General features: G+C 60.4%; 13 protein-coding genes. 5 read left to right on the top strand and 8 right to left on the bottom strand.

The genetic code is table 11. The features are described from left to right. Positions 1-31 precede the first annotated feature (31 nt). Both HU742_RS21615 and HU742_RS21620 read right to left on the bottom strand, forming a co-directional pair. On the bottom strand, positions 32-646 hold the full coding sequence (locus tag HU742_RS21615) for a CatB-related O-acetyltransferase (protein ID WP_186644023.1): 615 nt from the start codon (positions 644-646) through the stop codon (positions 32-34). Next, positions 643-1,632: a glycosyltransferase family 2 protein gene (locus HU742_RS21620; RefSeq protein ID WP_496197676.1), complete on the bottom strand. Its 990-nt coding sequence runs from the start codon at positions 1,630-1,632 to the stop codon at positions 643-645. Before HU742_RS21620 ends, HU742_RS21615 begins: the two co-directional genes overlap by 4 nt. 220 nt (positions 1,633-1,852) lie before the next feature. On the opposite strand from HU742_RS21620, the gene HU742_RS21625 reads away from it, so the two are divergent. From HU742_RS21625 to HU742_RS21645, 5 genes are all read left to right on the top strand, one after another. After that, positions 1,853-3,535 (top strand): fatty acid--CoA ligase, encoded by a 1,683-nt coding sequence (locus HU742_RS21625; RefSeq protein ID WP_186644025.1) that lies wholly within the window; start codon positions 1,853-1,855, stop codon positions 3,533-3,535. A gap of 287 nt (positions 3,536-3,822) precedes the next feature. Beyond that, positions 3,823-5,718 carry a DUF1302 domain-containing protein gene (locus HU742_RS21630; RefSeq protein WP_186644026.1) on the top strand — a complete coding sequence of 632 codons (1,896 nt, stop codon included), beginning with the start codon at positions 3,823-3,825 and terminating at the stop codon, positions 5,716-5,718. A 24-nt stretch (positions 5,719-5,742) separates the two neighbouring features. After that, complete coding sequence (locus HU742_RS21635; protein WP_186612358.1) at positions 5,743-7,107, top strand: DUF1329 domain-containing protein; 1,365 nt, start codon at positions 5,743-5,745, stop codon at positions 7,105-7,107. A gap of 200 nt (positions 7,108-7,307) precedes the next feature. Further along, positions 7,308-10,043 (top strand): winged helix-turn-helix domain-containing protein, encoded by a 2,736-nt coding sequence (locus tag HU742_RS21640; RefSeq protein WP_186634621.1) that lies wholly within the window; start codon positions 7,308-7,310, stop codon positions 10,041-10,043. Between the two features lie 60 nt (positions 10,044-10,103). Further along, positions 10,104-10,604: a methylated-DNA--[protein]-cysteine S-methyltransferase gene (locus tag HU742_RS21645; RefSeq protein ID WP_186634624.1), complete on the top strand. Its 501-nt coding sequence runs from the start codon at positions 10,104-10,106 to the stop codon at positions 10,602-10,604. Between the two features lie 27 nt (positions 10,605-10,631). Here the strand turns inward: HU742_RS21645 and HU742_RS21650 are convergent, their stop codons facing one another. The 6 genes from HU742_RS21650 to HU742_RS21675 all read right to left on the bottom strand — a co-directional run bounded on the left by HU742_RS21650 (position 10,632) and on the right by HU742_RS21675 (position 17,288). Further along, complete coding sequence (locus tag HU742_RS21650) at positions 10,632-12,539, bottom strand: alkaline phosphatase D family protein (RefSeq protein WP_186644028.1); 1,908 nt, start codon at positions 12,537-12,539, stop codon at positions 10,632-10,634. Positions 12,540-12,672: 133 nt separating this feature from the next. Continuing rightward, positions 12,673-13,956: a C4-dicarboxylate TRAP transporter large permease protein DctM gene (gene dctM, locus HU742_RS21655; RefSeq protein WP_186644030.1), complete on the bottom strand. Its 1,284-nt coding sequence runs from the start codon at positions 13,954-13,956 to the stop codon at positions 12,673-12,675. Then, entirely contained in the window at positions 13,953-14,585 is a 633-nt protein-coding gene (locus tag HU742_RS21660; RefSeq protein WP_186634632.1) for a TRAP transporter small permease, read from the bottom strand. The genes dctM and HU742_RS21660 overlap by 4 nt, the downstream gene beginning before the upstream one ends. 66 nt (positions 14,586-14,651) lie before the next feature. Beyond that, entirely contained in the window at positions 14,652-15,647 is a 996-nt protein-coding gene (dctP, locus tag HU742_RS21665; RefSeq protein ID WP_186644032.1) for a C4-dicarboxylate TRAP substrate-binding protein DctP, read from the bottom strand. Positions 15,648-15,773: 126 nt separating this feature from the next. Then, the gene (locus HU742_RS21670) at positions 15,774-16,769 is read right to left on the bottom strand and encodes a TRAP transporter substrate-binding protein (RefSeq protein ID WP_186644034.1); all 996 of its coding nucleotides are present in this window, start codon (positions 16,767-16,769) and stop codon (positions 15,774-15,776) included. A gap of 102 nt (positions 16,770-16,871) precedes the next feature. Further along, on the bottom strand, positions 16,872-17,288 hold the full coding sequence (locus HU742_RS21675) for a VOC family protein (RefSeq protein WP_186644036.1): 417 nt from the start codon (positions 17,286-17,288) through the stop codon (positions 16,872-16,874). Positions 17,289-17,435: the final 147 nt, after the last annotated feature.

Here is a 17,435-nt window from a genome sequence, read left to right on the forward strand (position 1 = left end):
CGCGCGCCACCACGTGGCGCGCGGGTAACGCTCAACGATTACGGGCGTAGTCCAGGAAAACGTCGAGGTTGTCGCTGCACAGCAGAGGCGACACCGCCTTCACTTCCTCCACCGGCCATTCCCACCAGGCCGATGCCAGCAACGCCTGGCGAACCGGCTCGTCGAAGCGCCAGCGAATGAACCGGCACGGGTTACCGCCCACCAGGGCGTAAGGCTCGACATCCCGTGTTACCACCGCGCCGGCCGCCACCACGGCGCCGTGGCCAATCGTTACCCCGGACAGAATCATCGCGCCGGCGCAGATCCAGCAATCGCTGCCGATCACCACATCCCCCTTGGTCGGATTGCAGCCGGCAATGTCCTTGGCCTCATCGATCATCTTCGGGAAGGGATAAGTGCTGACCCAATCCATGCGATGACCGCCCCCCAGCAGGATCTGGACGTCCTGGGCAATCGAGGTGTAGGCGCCGACCTTGAGAACGGTGTCGTCGCCAAAGTCGGTGACCTCGGGAATGCCGTAGGTGCCCACGCCTATTTCGTATCGAGGATAGCGCAGGCGGATCTTCTCCGGTGCCCTTTCCAGTTTTTCCAGGCGCTTGAGGTGCTTGCGAACCTTGCGCTCCTTGAGCTTCTGCAAAAATTTCATGGGCGAGGCCTCGCGAATGGGCGGCGCAAGACCAATCGCTTTAAGCGCTTGAAGCTGGTCTTGTTCAAATGGCGCCACGGAATCGATCGCAGCAGCCGCCAAGCTTCTTTCTTGTCCTGGACCACGGCGTATTTGAGCGCCTTGTGGATCAGCACAGTGCGACCGCATTCGTAGGCGGGATGGTCGCGATAGGGCTCGATGGCCAGAAGATCCGCCTCAAGCATGAGCCGGTATTTCCTGGAGAGGTTATTGGAGTGACGCCGGTAAAGCGTCACGCAGACCGGCAGTTCATGCAGCTCGAAACCTTGGTAGGCGATACGCAGGGTGATCTGGAAATCCTGCACCCGCACGCGAGGGTCATAGAAGTCCGCGCGTCGCAGCGCACTCATGCGATACAGCGCCGTGGGCGCGCCGATCACGGTGGCCTTGCGCAGGATGCCGTCGAACCTGTGCACCTTGATCTGCGAACGCTGCTGTTCCTTGACGACCTTGCCTTCCTCGTCAATGTAGGTAATCAGCGCGCCGACGCAGCCTATTTCCGGATGCTGCTCCAGGTACTCGGCACGCACCCTGACCGAATGCGGCAGCATCACATCGTCCAGGTCTGGGGTCGACACGTAGACGCCCTTGGCATGGGCAAGCCCATGGTTGAGTGCGGCGCTGACACCCTGGTTCGCCTGGGTATACAACTGGAAGTCGTACGTTTGTTGCAGCTCTCGTAGCAGGGACGGGCTGTTATCGGTGGAGCCGTCGTCGACGACGATCACTTCGAAGTTCGGATAATCCTGGGAAAAGAAGCTGCGGATGGCTTCCTCCAGGTATTTTCCACCGTTGTAACAAGGAGCCACGATCGATACCAGGGGTTGTGGCCGCTGGGCGTCGGGCTGGGGAGGCGATTCAGTGTTCATTGTTTCCCGCTGATGACTGGTGATGTACGTCGGGCAATGGGAATGACCGGCCATCGAAGTTAAGCACCAAATTTCCATGCCGGAGCGTCCTGCTCGACAGTTTTGTATCCAGGTTGGCACCGGCGCCTTCGCCGCGTCCCGCCTGACAGGTTTGGACAGGAAATAACCCGCGCAGGGTGGCGTGACGCCAGTATCCACGGGCGAATCAAATCATTCCTTTGGCTGATTTGATCGTCATATAACCACTCTAGAGTGCTTACCTACCAGCCAAGACCGTGCAGTCAGAAAAGGGACTCCTATGTTGCAGACTCGCGTTATTCCGCCAGCCGAGGGCGCTTATCAATACCCGTTGCTGATCAAGCGGCTGCTGATGTCCGGGGCGCGCTATGAGAAAACCCGCGAGATCATCTATCGCGACCAGATGCGCTACAGCTACCCGACGCTGATCGAGCGTGTCGCGCGCCTGGCCAATGTGCTGACCGAGGCAGGGGTGAAGGCCGGTGACACGGTGGCGGTGATGGACTGGGACAGCCATCGTTACCTGGAATGCATGTTCGCGATCCCGATGATCGGCGCGGTGATCCACACCATCAACGTGCGCCTGTCGCCGGAGCAGATCCTCTACACGATGAACCACGCCGAGGACCGCTTCGTGCTGGTCAACAGCGAGTTCGTCGGGTTGTACCAGGCAATCGCCGGGCACCTGACCACGGTGCGGAAGACGCTGCTGTTGACCGACCTGCCGGAAAAAACCGCCGACCTGCCGAACCTCGTGGGCGAATACGAGCAACTGCTGGCCAGCGCCAGCCCGGTCCACGATTTCCAGGACTTCGACGAGAACTCCGTCGCCACCACGTTCTATACCACCGGCACCACGGGCAACCCCAAGGGCGTGTACTTCACCCATCGGCAACTGGTGCTGCACACCATGGGCGTGTCGACCATCATGGGGTCCATCGACAGCGTGCGGCTGCTGGGCACCAACGACGTGTACATGCCGATCACGCCGATGTTCCACGTCCACGCCTGGGGCTTGCCGTATGTTGCGACCATGCTCGGGCTCAAGCAGGTCTACCCGGGGCGCTACGACCCAGAGTTCCTGATCGAGCTGTGGCGCAAGGAAAAGGTCACCTTCTCCCATTGCGTGCCGACCATCCTGCAAATGGTCCTCAACGCCAAGGGCGCCCAGGACACCGATTTTGGCGGCTGGAAAATCGTCATCGGCGGCAGCGCGCTCAACCGCAGCTTGTACGAGGCAGCGAAGGCCAAGGGCATCCAGCTCACTGCCGCCTACGGCATGTCGGAAACCGGCCCGCTGGTGTCGTGCGCTCATCTCAACGACGAGCTGATGGACGGCAGCGAAGACGAGCGCATCACTTACCGGATCAAGGCCGGCGTGCCGGGGCCGTTGGTGGAAGCGGCGATCGTCGACGGTGAAGGGCGTTTCCTGCCGGCGGACGGCGAGACCCAGGGCGAACTGGTGCTGCGTGCGCCGTGGCTCACCGAGGGTTATTTCAACGAGCCACAGAAAGGCGCCGAACTCTGGAAGGGCGGCTGGCTGCACACCGGCGACGTCGCCACGCTCGACGGCATGGGCTTCATCGATATTCGCGACCGCATCAAGGACGTGATCAAGACCGGCGGCGAGTGGATCTCGTCCCTGGACCTGGAAGACCTCATCAGCCGGCATGCGGCGGTACGCGAAGTAGCAGTGGTCGGCATCCCCGATCCGCAGTGGGGCGAGCGGCCGTTTGCCTTGCTGGTCATCCGCGAAGGGCATCAGATCGGGGCTCGCGAGCTCAAGGAACACCTCAAGCCGTTTGTCGAACTGGGGCACCTGAGCAAGTGGGCGATTCCGAGCCAGATCGCCCTTGTTACGGAAATTCCCAAGACCAGCGTCGGCAAGCTCGACAAGAAGCGCATCCGGGTCGACATCACCGAATGGCAGAGCAACAACAGCACCTTCCTCTCGACGCTTTAAGCGTTCGCGCCGTGCCCGAAAAGGGCACGGCAGCCCCACCAAGCAAGCGCTTGTCTTGTCAAAACCGAAAATTCAGCCATCCTTGCCGTGCCGACAACCGTCGGCCTGGCGAAGGACTGTTCCAGAGTGGTCGAAGGCTGCAAATCACACTTTAGAGGGATCAAGCCGTACTACCTGCTGGCTATAGTCCGCTCAAGGATTTTCGGAATGGGACGCGCGTGCCAGCACGGCGAAGGGTTTCCGGAAACGCCCACTGCCATAACAATAAAACACATGGAGTTGCGTCGATGACCTCAGCAAACATTTTCTGGCGCCGGGCAAAACTGCCTCTGGCCGTCAGTCTTGCCTCCTCGCTCGCCGGCCCGGCATTCGGCGTCAGCTTCAACATCGGTGAAATCGAAGGCCAGTTCGATTCGTCCCTGTCGGTGGGCGCGAGTTGGTCCACGGAAAAGGCCAACAAGAACCTCATCGGCGTCAACAACGGTGGTCACGGCCTGTCCCAGACCTCCGATGACGGCCACCTGAACTTCAAGCGTGGGGAAACGTTTTCGAAGATCTTCAAGGGCATCCACGATCTGGAACTGAAGTACGGCGACACCGGTGTGTTTGTGCGCGGCAAATACTGGTATGACTTTGAGCTGAAGGACGAAAGCCGTCCGTTCAAGGACATCAGCGACAGCAACCGCAAGGAAGGCGCCAAGTCTTCCGGCGGGCAGATCCTCGATGCGTTCATTTATCACAACTACGCCATTGCCGATCAACCGGGTTCGGTCCGCCTGGGCAAGCAGGTGGTCAGCTGGGGTGAAAGTACCTTTATCCAGAACGGCATCAACGCCATCAACCCGGTTGACGTGTCCGCCTTCCGTCGTCCAGGCGCCGAGGTCAAGGAAGGCCTGATCCCGGTCAATATGTTCTACGTGTCCCAGAGCCTGACCGACAACTTGTCGGCTGAAGCTTTCTACCAGTTGGAGTGGGATCAGACCGTTACTGATAACTGCGGGACTTTCTTCTCGCAGCCGGATGTTATTTCCGATGGTTGTGACAGTAACCTGCGAGTGCTGAGGAGCGCTTCAGCGATTCCAGCGGCTGCCATGCCTACGTTGGGTGCGTTCGGTGTGGACGTAGATGGTGAAGGCACTTTGGTTCGTCGTGGCCCCGACCGTGATGCTCGGGACAGCGGCCAGTTTGGTGTGTCCTTCAAGTACATGTATGAGCCGCTGGATACTGAGTTTGGCGCTTATTTCATGAACTACCACAGCCGTGCGCCAATTTTCAGCGGTCATGGTGCACCAGCCAGCGCTTATACCAGCGGACCAGGGTTGGTAGGGTCGCTGATGGCCGCTGGCGTTCCGTTTGCTCAAGCGGTTGCCATGGCTCAAGCCATGGTACCGATGGTGGTCGCAGGTAATTCAAACTACTACGTCGAGTATCCTGAAGATATCCGCCTGTATGGCCTGAGTTTCTCGACCACATTGCCCACAGGTACCGCATGGAGCGGCGAAATCAGCTACCGCCCGAATGCACCGGTCCAGCTCAATACCACCGATATCCTGTTTTCCGGATTAACGCCTTTGAACCCTGATGTTTCCGTACTGCCAGGACAGGCAGACACGGACCAGCCAGGCTATCGCCGCAAGGAAGTGACACAACTGCAAACCACCTTTACCCACTTCTTCGACCAGGTTATGGGCGCCGAGCGCCTGACATTGGTGGGCGAGGTCGGCTTCACTCACGTCGGTGGTCTGGAAAGCACTTCCAAGGCGCGTTATGGGCGTGATCCGAGCTATGGCCCTGGGCCATTGCCGAACGGCCAATGCGAGATATTGAACGGTTCGACCCTGGCGGGCGGAGCGCAGAACAACGCTAGTCGCTATTGCGAAAATGACGGCTTCACCACGGCAAACTCTTGGGGTTATCGCGGTCGCGCGATCTGGGACTACAACGACGTGTTCGCCGGTGTAAACCTGCGGCCGAACGTGGCTTGGTCCCATGACGTGAAGGGTTACTCGCCAGGTCCTGGCGCCAACTTCGAAGAAGGTCGCAAGGCTGTGAGCCTGGGTGTTGATGCCGAGTACCAGAACACCTATACCGCCAGCCTGGCGTACACCAATTTCTTCGACGGCAAGTACACCACCGTGGACGACCGGGATTTCGTGGCGCTCAGCGTCGGCGTGAACTTCTAAGCACCGTATTTCAGGACGAACACTATGAAAATAACAAAAAATCTGTTGCAAGTCGGTGCGCTGGGGTTATCCCTGCTGGCGACCAGTGTCATGGCCGCCGTGCCTGCCGCCGAGGCCGACAAGCTGGGCAAGAGCCTGACGCCAATGGGCGCCGAGATGGCTGGCAATGCCGATGGGTCGATTTCCGCCTGGAAACCCATGGCCAAGAACGCTGGCAGCGTCGACGGCAAGGGCTTCCTCGCCGACCCGTACGCCAGTGAGAAACCTGTGTTCACCATCACGTCGCAGAACGTCGACCAGTACAAGGCCAAGCTCGCCCCAGGCCAGTACGCGATGTTCAAGCGCTACCCGGAAACCTTCAAGATGCCGGTCTACCCGACCCATCGCGGCGCCACCGTGCCGGATGAAGTCTTGGCCTCCATCAAGAAAAATGCCGTGAACACCAAGCTGGTGGGCGCTGGCAACGGCCTGGAGAATTTCGAGACGGCCGTGCCGTTCCCGATTCCCCAGAGCGGGCTGGAAGTGATCTGGAACCACATCACCCGCTATCGCGGCGGCAGCGTGACCCGCCTGGTGACCCAGGCCACGCCGCAGCCCAACGGTTCGTACAACCTGGTGTACTTCCAGGACCAGTTCGTGTTCCGCGACAAGATCAAGGGCTTCGATCCGGCCAACCCGGGCAACGTGCTGTTCTACTTCAAGCAACAAGTGACCGCACCGGCGCGCCTGGCCGGTACCGTGCTGCTGGTGCACGAGACCCTCGACCAGGTGAAGGAGCCGCGCAAGGCCTGGATCTACAACGCCGGCCAGCGTCGCGTGCGCCAGGCGCCGCAAGTCGCCTACGACGGCCCGGGTACCGCCGCCGATGGCCTGCGTACATCCGACAACCTGGACATGTACAACGGCGCGCCGGACCGTTACGACTGGAAGCTCGAAGGCAAGAAAGAACTCTACATTGCCGCCAACAGCCACAAGATCGATTCGCCGCAGCTCAAGTACGCCGACATTCTCAAGGCCGGCCACATCAACCAGGACCTGGCGCGCTATGAACTGCGTCGCGTCTGGCACGTGACCGCGACCCTGAAGGAAGGCCAGCGTCACATCTACGCCAAGCGCGACTTCTACATCGACGAAGACACCTGGCAAGCCGCGGTCATCGATCACTACGACGGTCGTGGCCAACTGTGGCGCGTCGCCGAGGCCCATGCCGAGAACTACTACGACAAGCAAGTGCCGTGGTACGCCCTGGAAACCCTCTACGACTTGCAGTCCGGACGCTACCTGGCCCTGGGCATGAAGAACGAAGAGAAATCGGCCTACGACTTCGGCTTCACCGCGTCCACCAGCGACTTCACCCCGGCGGCACTGCGTCAGGAAGGCGTTCGCTAAACCGCTTTCCCCGAGGCCGCATCCTCAAGAAAACGCCCCGACTGGTTCGGGGCGTTTTTTTTTTGGGCAACCCCAACAGAAATTGGCCACTTGTAGCCTTTTTGTAGTCATTTGTAGCACTCCCTTCAATACCTCTCCGTTTACGGCTAGTCTGCGGACATCTGCAACGCCGCCATCCGCATTTCAAACAAGAGCCGGCCATGACTGATTTGTCTTCACCCCCGGATTCTTCCCGTGCAGCCATCGCGGTACAGGAAGGGCGTTTTTACCGCCCACCTCTGCCCGACGGGCATGTCGTGCGGCCGCGGTTGTGCGAGCGTCTGAGCGCTGGGCTGGGGGGGCGGTTGCTGCTGGTGAGCGCGCCGGCGGGGTTCGGTAAAAGTTCGCTGGCGGTGGAGTTCTGCCAGGGGTTGCCGGCCCATTGGCGAAGCCTGTGGTTGGGGCTCAGTGCCAGGGACAACGATCCGGGGCGTTTCCTGGAGCGGCTGCTCGAAGGGCTCCAGGCGTTTTACCCCCAGTTGGGTGGCCGCGCTTTGGGCTTGCTGAAAATGCGTCAGCGCCACCAACCCTTCGCGTTCGAAGAATGGCTCGACGGCCTGCTGGATGAGCTGTCCGCGCATTTATCAGCAAGCGCGCCCTTGCTGCTGGTGCTCGACGATTACCACTTGGCGCAGAGCCCGGTGCTGGATCGCTGCCTGCAATTTTTCCTCAATCACCTGCCCGAGGGGTTGCTGGTGCTGGTCACCAGCCGTCAGCGACCGGACTGGCACCTGGCACGCCTGCGGCTGTCGCGGCAGTTACTCGAACTCAACGAGCAGGACCTGCGCCTGACCCACGACGAAGCGCTGACCTTGCTCCAGCATCACAGCAGCGCGTTGCGTGGCGAAGCCTTGGAAAGCCTGATCCAGCGCAGCGAAGGCTGGGTCGCCGGGCTGCGCTTCTGGTTGCTGGCCGCTTCCGAAGCCGGCAGCGAAGGGCGACTGCCCCAAGCGTTGCACGGCGGTGAAGGGCTGATCCGCGATTATCTGCTGGAAGAAGTCATCGACTGCCTGCCCGCCGAGGTGCAGGCGTTTCTCTACGACATTGCCCCCCAGGATCGCTTTTGCAGCGAACTGTGCGATGCGGTGCGCGACGCCCATGACAGTCACGAAATCCTCAAATTCCTCGCCGCCCACCAAGTATTCCTGGTGCCGCTGGACGAACATGGGCATTGGTATCGCTTCCATCATCTGTTTTCCGACCTGCTGCGCAGTCGCCCGAGCGCGCCGGCCATGGTGCCGGCCGGGACCCTGCATTTGCGTGCCTGCCGCTGGTTCAACGCCCAGGGCCTGATCGACGAAGCCGTGGAGCAGGCCCTGCGCGCCGGGCATCTGGACGTGGCGGCGAACCTGGTACAAAACCTCTCGGAGGAACAACTGCTGGCCGAGCAGAACGTCGGCATGTTACTGCGCTGGAAAATGGACTTGCCCGACAGCCTGCTCATCAGCACCCCACGGCTGATCGTGCTGTACAGCTGGGCGCTGGGGCTGGCCTGCCAACTGGATGCCGCCGAAGAATTGGCCGCCCATTTGAGCCGCTTCCTGCCGGCGCCGTCAGCCACCGCGCATAAATCCATGCTCGCCCAATGGCTGGCGCTGAGCGGCATTGTTGCCCGCGGTCGTGGTGATCGTGAGGCCACGCTGCGTTATTGCACCGAGGCGCTGGAAAGCCTGCCGCAAAAACGCTACGGCCAGCGCCTGATGTGCTTGTCCACCCTGTCGAACCTGGCGATTGCCGACGGGGACCTTTGGCGCGCCCGGGCGTTGAACCGCGAGTCCCTGGAGTTGGCGCAGCGGGTTGGCAACCCACTTTTCGAGGCCCTGGCCCATTACGATCGCGCCCGGGTCTTGCAGGCGCGAGGGGAGATCCTGCGGGCACTCGAAGAGGTCAAGCAAGGGCTGCAACGCTTGCACCCACTGTCACCCCAACGGCTATACGCGGTGCGGGCACGGTTGGTTTTGTATGAGGGGTTTTTGCTGACGCTGCGCATGCAGAACCAGGCCGGGTTGGCGCGGTTGCAGGCGGGGCTGACCGAAGCCCGGGCCTGCCGCGATATCAGCGTGTTGATCGGCCACTGTGTGATCGCCCGTGTCGAAGGCCAGGGCGGCGAGTTCGCCCGGGCCTTTGCCGAACTGGCCGAAGCCGAGCGCTTGATGCATATCTGGGACGTTCCGCCGGTTTATTACCTGGCGATGATTACGTTGGTCAAATGCGAGCTCTGGCTGGCCCAGGGCCGCACCGAACTGGCCGAAGCCTGGCTGGTGCGGCTGGGGCAGACCTACACGGGCGAAGGCGCCGCCGCCCCGCCGGAATTCCATCCACAACTGCCGCTGCATGTCGAACTGCAACAGGCGTTGCTCGAGTCGATCCGCGGCCAACCGATGCAGGCCGAAGGACGGCTCAATGCGTTGCTCGAACATTCGCAGCAGACCGGGCGGCAGATGCTCAGCGTGATGGTGCTCAACCAGAAAGTCGCCTTGCTGTTGAGCGCGGGGCGCGAGCCGGAAGCTCGCGTGGCCTTGGCCCAGGCGTTCGATGCCGCTGTTGGCGGCGCGCTGCAGCCCTTCGAGTGGCTGCTGCAAAAACATCACGAATGGTTGCGCGAGCAACTGCTCCAGGCGCCGCCCAGTGGCCTGCGCGAGCACTTGCTCGAGCGCTTGCCGACGGCGGCGCTGCAACCGACTGAGTCCTGCGCGCACGTCGAAGCTCTCAGCAGCCGGGAGCGGGCAGTGCTGCAACTGATTGCCCAAGGATGTTCGAATCAGGAAATCAGTGAGCAATTGTTCATTTCGCTGCACACCGTGAAAACCCACGCCAGCCATATCAACAGTAAACTGGGCGTGGAACGCCGTACCCAGGCCGTGGCGCGAGCGAAGGCGTTGGGGTTGCTGGGCTGAGCAAGATTTTTTGCTCAGTGAGCAAACTAGCCATTGAGTGTGAACCCGGGAAATAGTCGAATGTTGCCCCTCTACAAAACCATCCCATCTCCTGTCGGCGAACTGATCCTCGTGGCCCGAGGCACGAAGCTGGCCGCTATCCTGTGGGAAAACGAACGGCTCAACCGAGTGCGCCTCGGGCCATTGGAGCAAGACAACGCTCACCCGACCCTCAAGGAAACCGAGCGCCAGCTGCTTGAATACTTCACGGGTCAGCGGCGTGGTTTTGAATTGGATCTGGATTTCGCCGGTACCGATTTCCAGGTGCGGGTCTGGCAGGCATTGCTGACCATTCCGTTCGGCGAAACCCGCAGTTATCGCGACATCGCCATCCAGATCGGCCAACCGACCGCAACCCGCGCGGTCGGCGCTGCCAATGGACGCAACCCGATCTCGATCATCGCTCCCTGCCACCGCGTCATCGGCACCTCCGGCAGCCTCACCGGTTTCGCCGGCGGCCTCGCGGCGAAGCAGTTCCTGCTGAGCCTCGAAGGCCAGCAGAGCCTGCAACTGGCGTTCTGAACCCCGTGCCCGGTTCCGAGTGGTCGCTCAGGTTGGGGGTAACTTGGGCGCCAGCATGCGGGTTGGCGGCTTGCCGTTGGCGTTGTGCTGGACGATGTCCGTCGGCTGTCCCTGTTCGTTGAAAAATACCTGGCCGATCCCCGCCGAATTCCACAACCGCTCCCCAGCCTCGGCGTGCTCGGGGGTGTGAGGCACGATGCGCATGCTGCGACGCTTGGTGAACCAGTTCAGCGGCGAGCGTGGGGAATAGAGCCAACGGTTCAAGCGATCGAACCATTCCAGCAGCGCCGGCGGGAATTCATTCTTGATGCCGCTGCTGGTGATTTGCCAGATGCGCGGGCCGCCCTTGCGATGTGGGATAAGTACCTCGTAGACGAAGGAGTAGTGGACGTCGCCGGACAGCACCACGTAGCTGCCAGGCGTGCGCGAGTGGCGGAAAATATTCAGAATCACCTGGGCCGCGCCACGGTGGGCCATCCAGTTTTCCGCATCCACCAGCAGCGGGAATCCGCACCAGCTGAACACCCGCTGTACCGACTCGATCAGCTTGACGCCAAAGATTGGTGCCGGCGACACGATGATCGCCGAGGGATGATCCAGTAATTCCTGTTGCAGTTCGCTCAGGGCTTCCCAGTCCAGCAGGCCTGACGGTTGCTTGAGGTTGTTCTCGCTGCGCCAGCGCCGGGTGCGAGTGTCGAGCACGACCAGCGCCGGAGAGCTTGGCAACACGTAATGCCAGCGTTGGAAACTGAGCAGCGTGTCGATCAACCGGTCCTGGGGCTCGCTGTCGAGGTAGCGGTCGTTGGCGGTGCCGCACAAGGCCACGGTTTGTTCGACCACCTCGCCAAACGCGTCCGGGTTGTTGCCCCAGCCCTGGCAGAGCATGTAGGCGATCAGCGCGTTACCGATGATGCGCTTGGAGAACGGATGGCCGTAGGCCGTTTCCTCCCATTGCGCGGAGAGATTCCAGTCATCGGTGATGTCGTGGTCGTCGAAAATCATCAGGCAGGACAAATGCGCAAACACCCTGGCGACGCCGTCCAGCCCGGTTTTGAAGGCCTCGATGCGTTGCTGTTCCAAGTCGTAGCGCTGGCGCCGTTCGACGGTCAGTTCCGGCGGTTGCGGATCGATCAGTGTCCACGGCACCGGCGACCAGACCAGCAGGTACATCGCCATGACTTCGGCGAAGGTCACCAGGTGGTTGTCGGCGCTGCTGCTGGTGAAAATCGGCTTGCGTGCGCCGCCGAAAAATCGCTCGCGCAGGGTTTCGTTGCTCTCGAGCGCCGGTAGCAGATCCGCGCGATGGTAATAGCTGGCCGGATGTTGGTAGAGCTTGGCGCTGTCTTCCACCACCGCCCCTTCAAGGCATTCCTCGAACAACCCCAGGCGCTCGATCAAGGCATGAATCGCCCGCAACATCGGCCCGGCGACGTCGTCGGCGTACACTTGGTCGCCGCTCATCATCAGCAACGCTGGGCGTTGTTCGGGAGACTGGGCCAACAAGCGATCGACACACAGCAATCCGTCATTGGCCGGGTAATGGGGTTTGCGGCAGGAGCCGTGGACCAGTTGCTCGATGCGCGAGTGCAGTACGAAACTCGGACGTTGCGCGCCGTCATACAACAGATGCGGCGCCCATTCGGCGATAGGAGCACTGTCGACCAGCAGGTCGTATTCGATCGCCACATCCAAGGGCAGGGCGGCGTCGAGTCGCACGTCGATCAGGTGCACGAACGCCTGGCGCCCCACCGGCACGATTGTGCAATGCGTGGCATCCAGCGCGATGTCGCCCAGCTCATCCAGGCGCAAGGTCAATGTCAACGGTCGCGACCCCACCAGCCACATCACCAGCCGCGTGGCTTCCAGTCGCCGCAACAGCGGACCGACGAGGACGGGGGGCAGGGAGTTGGTTGTGTCGGAAGGGGACGGCAACATGCGTGGGAAAAGCTCTGCTTCAGAATGAGGCAGGGATCATAACGCAATGTGCTGAGTTGCTGGAGAAGCCAGGTCCAGGCCTGATGATGTGGCGAGGGAGCAAGCTCCCTCGCCATGGTTCAGCTCGGGATAATCAACTCATCCCCAACCAGTTCGGCAGCGCCAGCGAAATCCATGGCACATAGGTAATCAGCACCAGGAACGCCAGCAGGATCATCAACCACGGCATGGCCGCGCGAATGGTGGCGGGCAAGGACATGCCGGTCACCGCCGAGGTGACGAACAGGTTCAGCCCCACCGGCGGCGTGATCAGCCCGATCTCCAGGTTCACCACCATGATGATGCCCAGGTGGATCGGGTCGATGCCCAGCTTCATGGCGATCGGGAACAGGATCGGCGCCAGGATCAGGATGATCGCCGACGGTTCCATGAACGCACCGGCAATCAGCAGCACGATGTTCACCACCAGCAGGAAGGTCACCGGCGTCAGCCCGGCATCGATCACCCAGGCGGTGATTTGCTGTGGCAACTGCTCGGTGGTCAACACGTGAGCGAAGAGCATGGCGTTGGCGATGATGAACATCAGCATGATGCTCAGCTTGGCCGACTCCAGTAGCACCTTCGGCGTTTCGCGGAACGTCAGGTCCTTGTAGACGAACAATGCGATAAACGCCGAGTACACCGCTGCCACCGCGGCCGCTTCGGTCGGTGTGAACATCCCGGAATAGATCCCGCCGAGAATGATGACCATCAACAACAGGCCCCACAGCGCCTTGCGCGCAGTGGCTAACCATTCACGGAACGTGGCCCTTGGTAGGGCAGGCAGGTTCTTTTTCACCGCGACAATATAAATCGCCACCATCAAGGACAGTCCCAGCAGCACGCCAGGAATCACACCGGCCATAAACAGCTTGCCGACGGACGTTTCGGTTGCGGCGGCGTAGACCACCATTACAATCGAGGGCGGAATCAGGATCCCCAATGTGCCCGCGTTGCAGACGATGCCTGCACCAAACGCCTGTGGATAACCCGAGCGCACCATGCCGGCAATCGCGATGGAGCCGACCGCCGCCACCGTCGCCGGGCTTGAGCCGGACAACGCCGCGAACAGCATGCACGCCAACACCGCCGCAATCGCCAGGCCGCCCCGGATGTGTCCGACGCAGGCGTTGGCAAAATCGATCAACCGTCGCGCCACGCCACCGGTGGTCATGAACGCACCGGCCAGCAGGAAGAACGGAATCGCCAGCAGGGTGTAGTGTTCGGAAGTTTCGAACAGCTTGATCGCCAACGAGCGAACCGAGTCGGGGCTGAAGAAAATGATCGTCAGCGATCCGGCCAAACCCAGGGAAATGGCGATGGGTACGCCGATGAACATCAGCACGAACAGCGCGATGAACAGGAAGGCAATGGTCATGGCTTGTCTTCCTCGATCTCGGTCAGTTTGATCGCTTCGGCCGCTTCATCGGCCAGGCCGAGGCCTGTCTGACGATTCATCAGGATGCGTACGAGAATTTCCGCAAAGCGGATGAACACCAGGGCGAAACCCACTGGCACGATCAGCCCGACATGCCATTGCATGATGCCGAAATGGCCGAGATCTTCGGCGCCGATCTCGGCAATCATCAAGGTGTTGATCCATTCGTAACTCGCCACCGCCAGCAACCCGGCATAGGCGAGGCAGCACAGGCAGGCGATCACGCCGATCAAACGCTGCACCGGTTTGCTGGCGAGCTTGACCAGCGCATCGACACCAATGTGCCCGGCGGTGCGCACGCCATACGACAGGCCAAAGAAAATCAGCCAGCCAAACAGCGCCTTCGTCAGCGAGCTGCTCCAGGTCATGGCCTGGGCCATGCCCATGATGCCGTCGCCGATGGCGAACATCGGTTCGCTGGCGGCCGGCCAGTTGTCACCGAGGCTATAAAAAACGCTATAGAGATTGTTGAGGACCACGTAGACGAAAGTGACCAGCGTCATGGCGGCCAGGAGGAAGGCAATGAACCCTTCCTCGAAGTGTTCCCAGGTGCGCCGAAGGGCGTTCATGGATGACATCTCCTGCTAGAGGACGATAGGCCGGCGCCACCAGGGACGGCAACACCGGCCAACCCATTACTGAGCCGTGTTGGAGGCTTCGGCGGCTTTGATCAGGTCGGCGCCGATGTCCCCTTCGAACTTCTTCCAGACCGGCTTCATCTTGTCGCGCCATTCGTTGCGTTGTTCAGGCGTGAGGGTAATGATTTCGGTGGTCTTGGCATCGAGGATGCGCTGCTTGTCGTTCTGGTTCAGTTGCGCCGCTTCTTTGTTCACGTGAGCGGTGACTTCCACCAGGATCTTGTCCAGTTCGCTGCGCACGTCTGGCTGCAGGCCGTTCCAGAACTTGGTGTTGGTGATCAGCATGTAGTCGAGCACACCGTGGTTGGACTCGGTGATGAACTTCTGCACTTCATGCATCTTCTGACTGTAGATGTTCGAGTACGGGTTTTCCGCACCGTTGACCACGCCGGTCTGCAGGCCTTGATAAACCTCGGCGAAACTCATCTTGCGCGGGTTGGCGTTGACGGCCTTGAACTGTTCTTCCAGCACCGCCGATGCCTGTACGCGGAACTTCAGGCCGCGGGCATCCTTGGGTTCACGCAGCGCTTTGTTGGCCGACAGCTGCTTCATGCCGTTGTGCCAATAGGCCAGGCCGGTGATGTTCTTGCTCTCCATGGACTTGAGCAGCTTCTGGCCTTCCGGGCTCAGCTGGAAACGGTCCACGGCGGAGATATCGTCAAACAGGAAAGGCAGGTCGAACAACTGCACGCTCTTGGTGTATTGCTCGAACTTGGCCAGGGACGGCGCGATCATCTGCACGTCACCCAACAGCAGGGCTTCCATTTCCTTGCCGTCGCCAAACAGCGAGGAGTTCGGGTACACCTCGACCTTCACTTTGCCCGGCAGCCGTTCTTCCACCAACTTCTTGAACAGCAATGCACCTTGGCCTTTAGGGGTTTGCTCGGCCACTACGTGCGAGAACTTTATGATCACCGGGTCAGCCGCCATGGCGGTGCTCAACGCGCTGAGGGCCAGCGCGCAGACGAGTGCTTTCCACATAGGTTTAAACATTGGGGTTTCCTTTTATTTTTAGTTTTTCTCGTGCGGGCTCATTCAAAACACAACGCACGGTGGGACAGTTGCAAGTCTAGGCAGAAAAATAGCTTGCCGGACGATTGTTACATTAAACGCGCCGCGTTACTGCGCCTGATTGGACGCCTCGGCAGCCTTCACCAGGTCCGGCCCGATAGCTTTTTCAAACTTCGCCCATACCGGCTTCATCTTGTCGCGCCAAGCGTTGCGTTCCTCTGGCGTGAGGGTAATGATTTCAGTGGTCTTGGCTGCAAGCACGCGTTGCTTGTCCTGTTCGTTCAGACGATCGGCCTGGTTGTTCACGTCGGCGGTGACTTCAATCACGATCTTGTCCAATTCGCTGCGGACATCCGGCGGCAGGCCGTTCCAGAAATCGGACGTGGTGATCAGCATGTAGTCGAGCACGCCGTGATTGGTCTCGGTGACGTACTTCTGCACTTCATGCAGCTTTTGGTTGTAGAAGTTCGAATAAGGGTTTTCCGTCGCGTTGATCACGCCGGTCACCAATCCCTGATACACCACTGAAAAAATCATCTGTTGCGCTTTGGCATCGACGGCCTTGAACTGTTCTTCCAGCACGGCGGAAGTCTGCACCCGGAACGTCAGGCCACGGGCGTCTTCGGGCTTGCGCAATGGTCGGTTGGCCGACAATTGCTTCATGCCGTTGTGCCAATAGGCCAGGCCCTTGATGTTATTGCGCTCCATGGCGCGCAACAGCTTCTGGCCTTCAGGACTGGTTTGGAAACGGTCGACTGCGGCAATGTCTTGAAACAAAAACGGTAAGTCGAACAACTGCACGGTTTTTGTGTATTGCTCGAACTTGGCCAGCGAACGGGCAATGATCTGCACGTCCCCCAGCAGCAACGCTTCCATTTCCTTGTCATCGCCAAACAACGTGGAGTTGGGGTAGACCTCGACCTTCACCTTTCCCGGCAAACGCTCCTCAACGAGTTTCTTGAACAGCAACGCACCCTGGCCCTTGGGTGTCTGCTCGCCTACCACATGGGAAAACCTGATGACGATAGGGTCAGCCGCCGTGGCCGTGCCCAGCGTGATGAAAGCCAGCGTGCACGCGAGCGCTTTGCAAAGAAGTTTGAGCATGGCGGATCCCTTCGAGTCATGTTTATCGTACGGGCCCATCCCGGCCCCGGCGAACTGCAAACACTGGCAAGTCTAGGAGAAAAACGGCGGACCGCCGGAGTGTTACGAATCCAGCGCCGGACCCTTCAGCTCGATCTGATTGCCGTCCGGATCGAAGCAGTAGATCGACCAGCCTTCGCCCTCCGCGCCGTAGCGCATTTGCGCTTTCTCGACCTTCAGTCCGGCTGCTTGCAGATGTGCGAGCAGGGCGGGTTCGTCAAACGGTTCGATGCGCAGGCAGACGTGGTCGACGTTATGCCCCTGCTTGCCAGGCGCCGCACCGCCGTGACGGCCAAGCGGCCCGTCCACATCCACCAGATCGATCATCGACGCACCAGCGCCGAGGTGCATCAAGCCCAGATCGTCCCGACGTTTTTTGAGTTCGCAGCCGAGTACTGATGTGTAGAAGGCGATGCTGCGCTCGATGTCTTTTACACGCAGGACGACATGGTCGATGCGTTGAAGGGTGAAGTGCGTCATGGAGGCCTCCGCATGGGTGCTGCGCCAATAGATCCTGACACTGTAGTGGACAATTGCGCAGCGGTGCAGTCGTGTTGTTTTCTATCTGCGTGGTATGACGACATTTCAAGTCGTCATCTTTCGCAAAAGGCCGCCGCGTTGAGGTGT

The sequence above is a fragment of the Pseudomonas marvdashtae genome (assembly GCF_014268655.2).
In the GTDB taxonomy this organism is placed as follows: domain Bacteria; phylum Pseudomonadota; class Gammaproteobacteria; order Pseudomonadales; family Pseudomonadaceae; genus Aquipseudomonas; species Aquipseudomonas marvdashtae.

What these genes read in the sequence shown, in the direction of transcription:
- HU742_RS21615 (WP_186644023.1), bottom strand. Translation starts at nt 646, where the DNA reads ATGAAATTTTTGCAGAAGCTCAAGGAGCGCAAGGTTCGCAAGCACCTC.
- HU742_RS21620 (WP_496197676.1), bottom strand. Translation starts at nt 1,632, where the DNA reads ATGGAAATTTGGTGCTTAACTTCGATGGCCGGTCATTCCCATTGCCCG.
- HU742_RS21625 (WP_186644025.1), top strand. Translation starts at nt 1,853, where the DNA reads ATGTTGCAGACTCGCGTTATTCCGCCAGCCGAGGGCGCTTATCAATAC.
- HU742_RS21630 (WP_186644026.1), top strand. Translation starts at nt 3,823, where the DNA reads ATGACCTCAGCAAACATTTTCTGGCGCCGGGCAAAACTGCCTCTGGCC.
- HU742_RS21635 (WP_186612358.1), top strand. Translation starts at nt 5,743, where the DNA reads ATGAAAATAACAAAAAATCTGTTGCAAGTCGGTGCGCTGGGGTTATCC.
- HU742_RS21640 (WP_186634621.1), top strand. Translation starts at nt 7,308, where the DNA reads ATGACTGATTTGTCTTCACCCCCGGATTCTTCCCGTGCAGCCATCGCG.
- HU742_RS21645 (WP_186634624.1), top strand. Translation starts at nt 10,104, where the DNA reads ATGTTGCCCCTCTACAAAACCATCCCATCTCCTGTCGGCGAACTGATC.
- HU742_RS21650 (WP_186644028.1), bottom strand. Translation starts at nt 12,539, where the DNA reads ATGTTGCCGTCCCCTTCCGACACAACCAACTCCCTGCCCCCCGTCCTC.
- dctM (WP_186644030.1), bottom strand. Translation starts at nt 13,956, where the DNA reads ATGACCATTGCCTTCCTGTTCATCGCGCTGTTCGTGCTGATGTTCATC.
- HU742_RS21660 (WP_186634632.1), bottom strand. Translation starts at nt 14,585, where the DNA reads ATGAACGCCCTTCGGCGCACCTGGGAACACTTCGAGGAAGGGTTCATT.
- dctP (WP_186644032.1), bottom strand. Translation starts at nt 15,647, where the DNA reads ATGTTTAAACCTATGTGGAAAGCACTCGTCTGCGCGCTGGCCCTCAGC.
- HU742_RS21670 (WP_186644034.1), bottom strand. Translation starts at nt 16,769, where the DNA reads ATGCTCAAACTTCTTTGCAAAGCGCTCGCGTGCACGCTGGCTTTCATC.
- HU742_RS21675 (WP_186644036.1), bottom strand. Translation starts at nt 17,288, where the DNA reads ATGACGCACTTCACCCTTCAACGCATCGACCATGTCGTCCTGCGTGTA.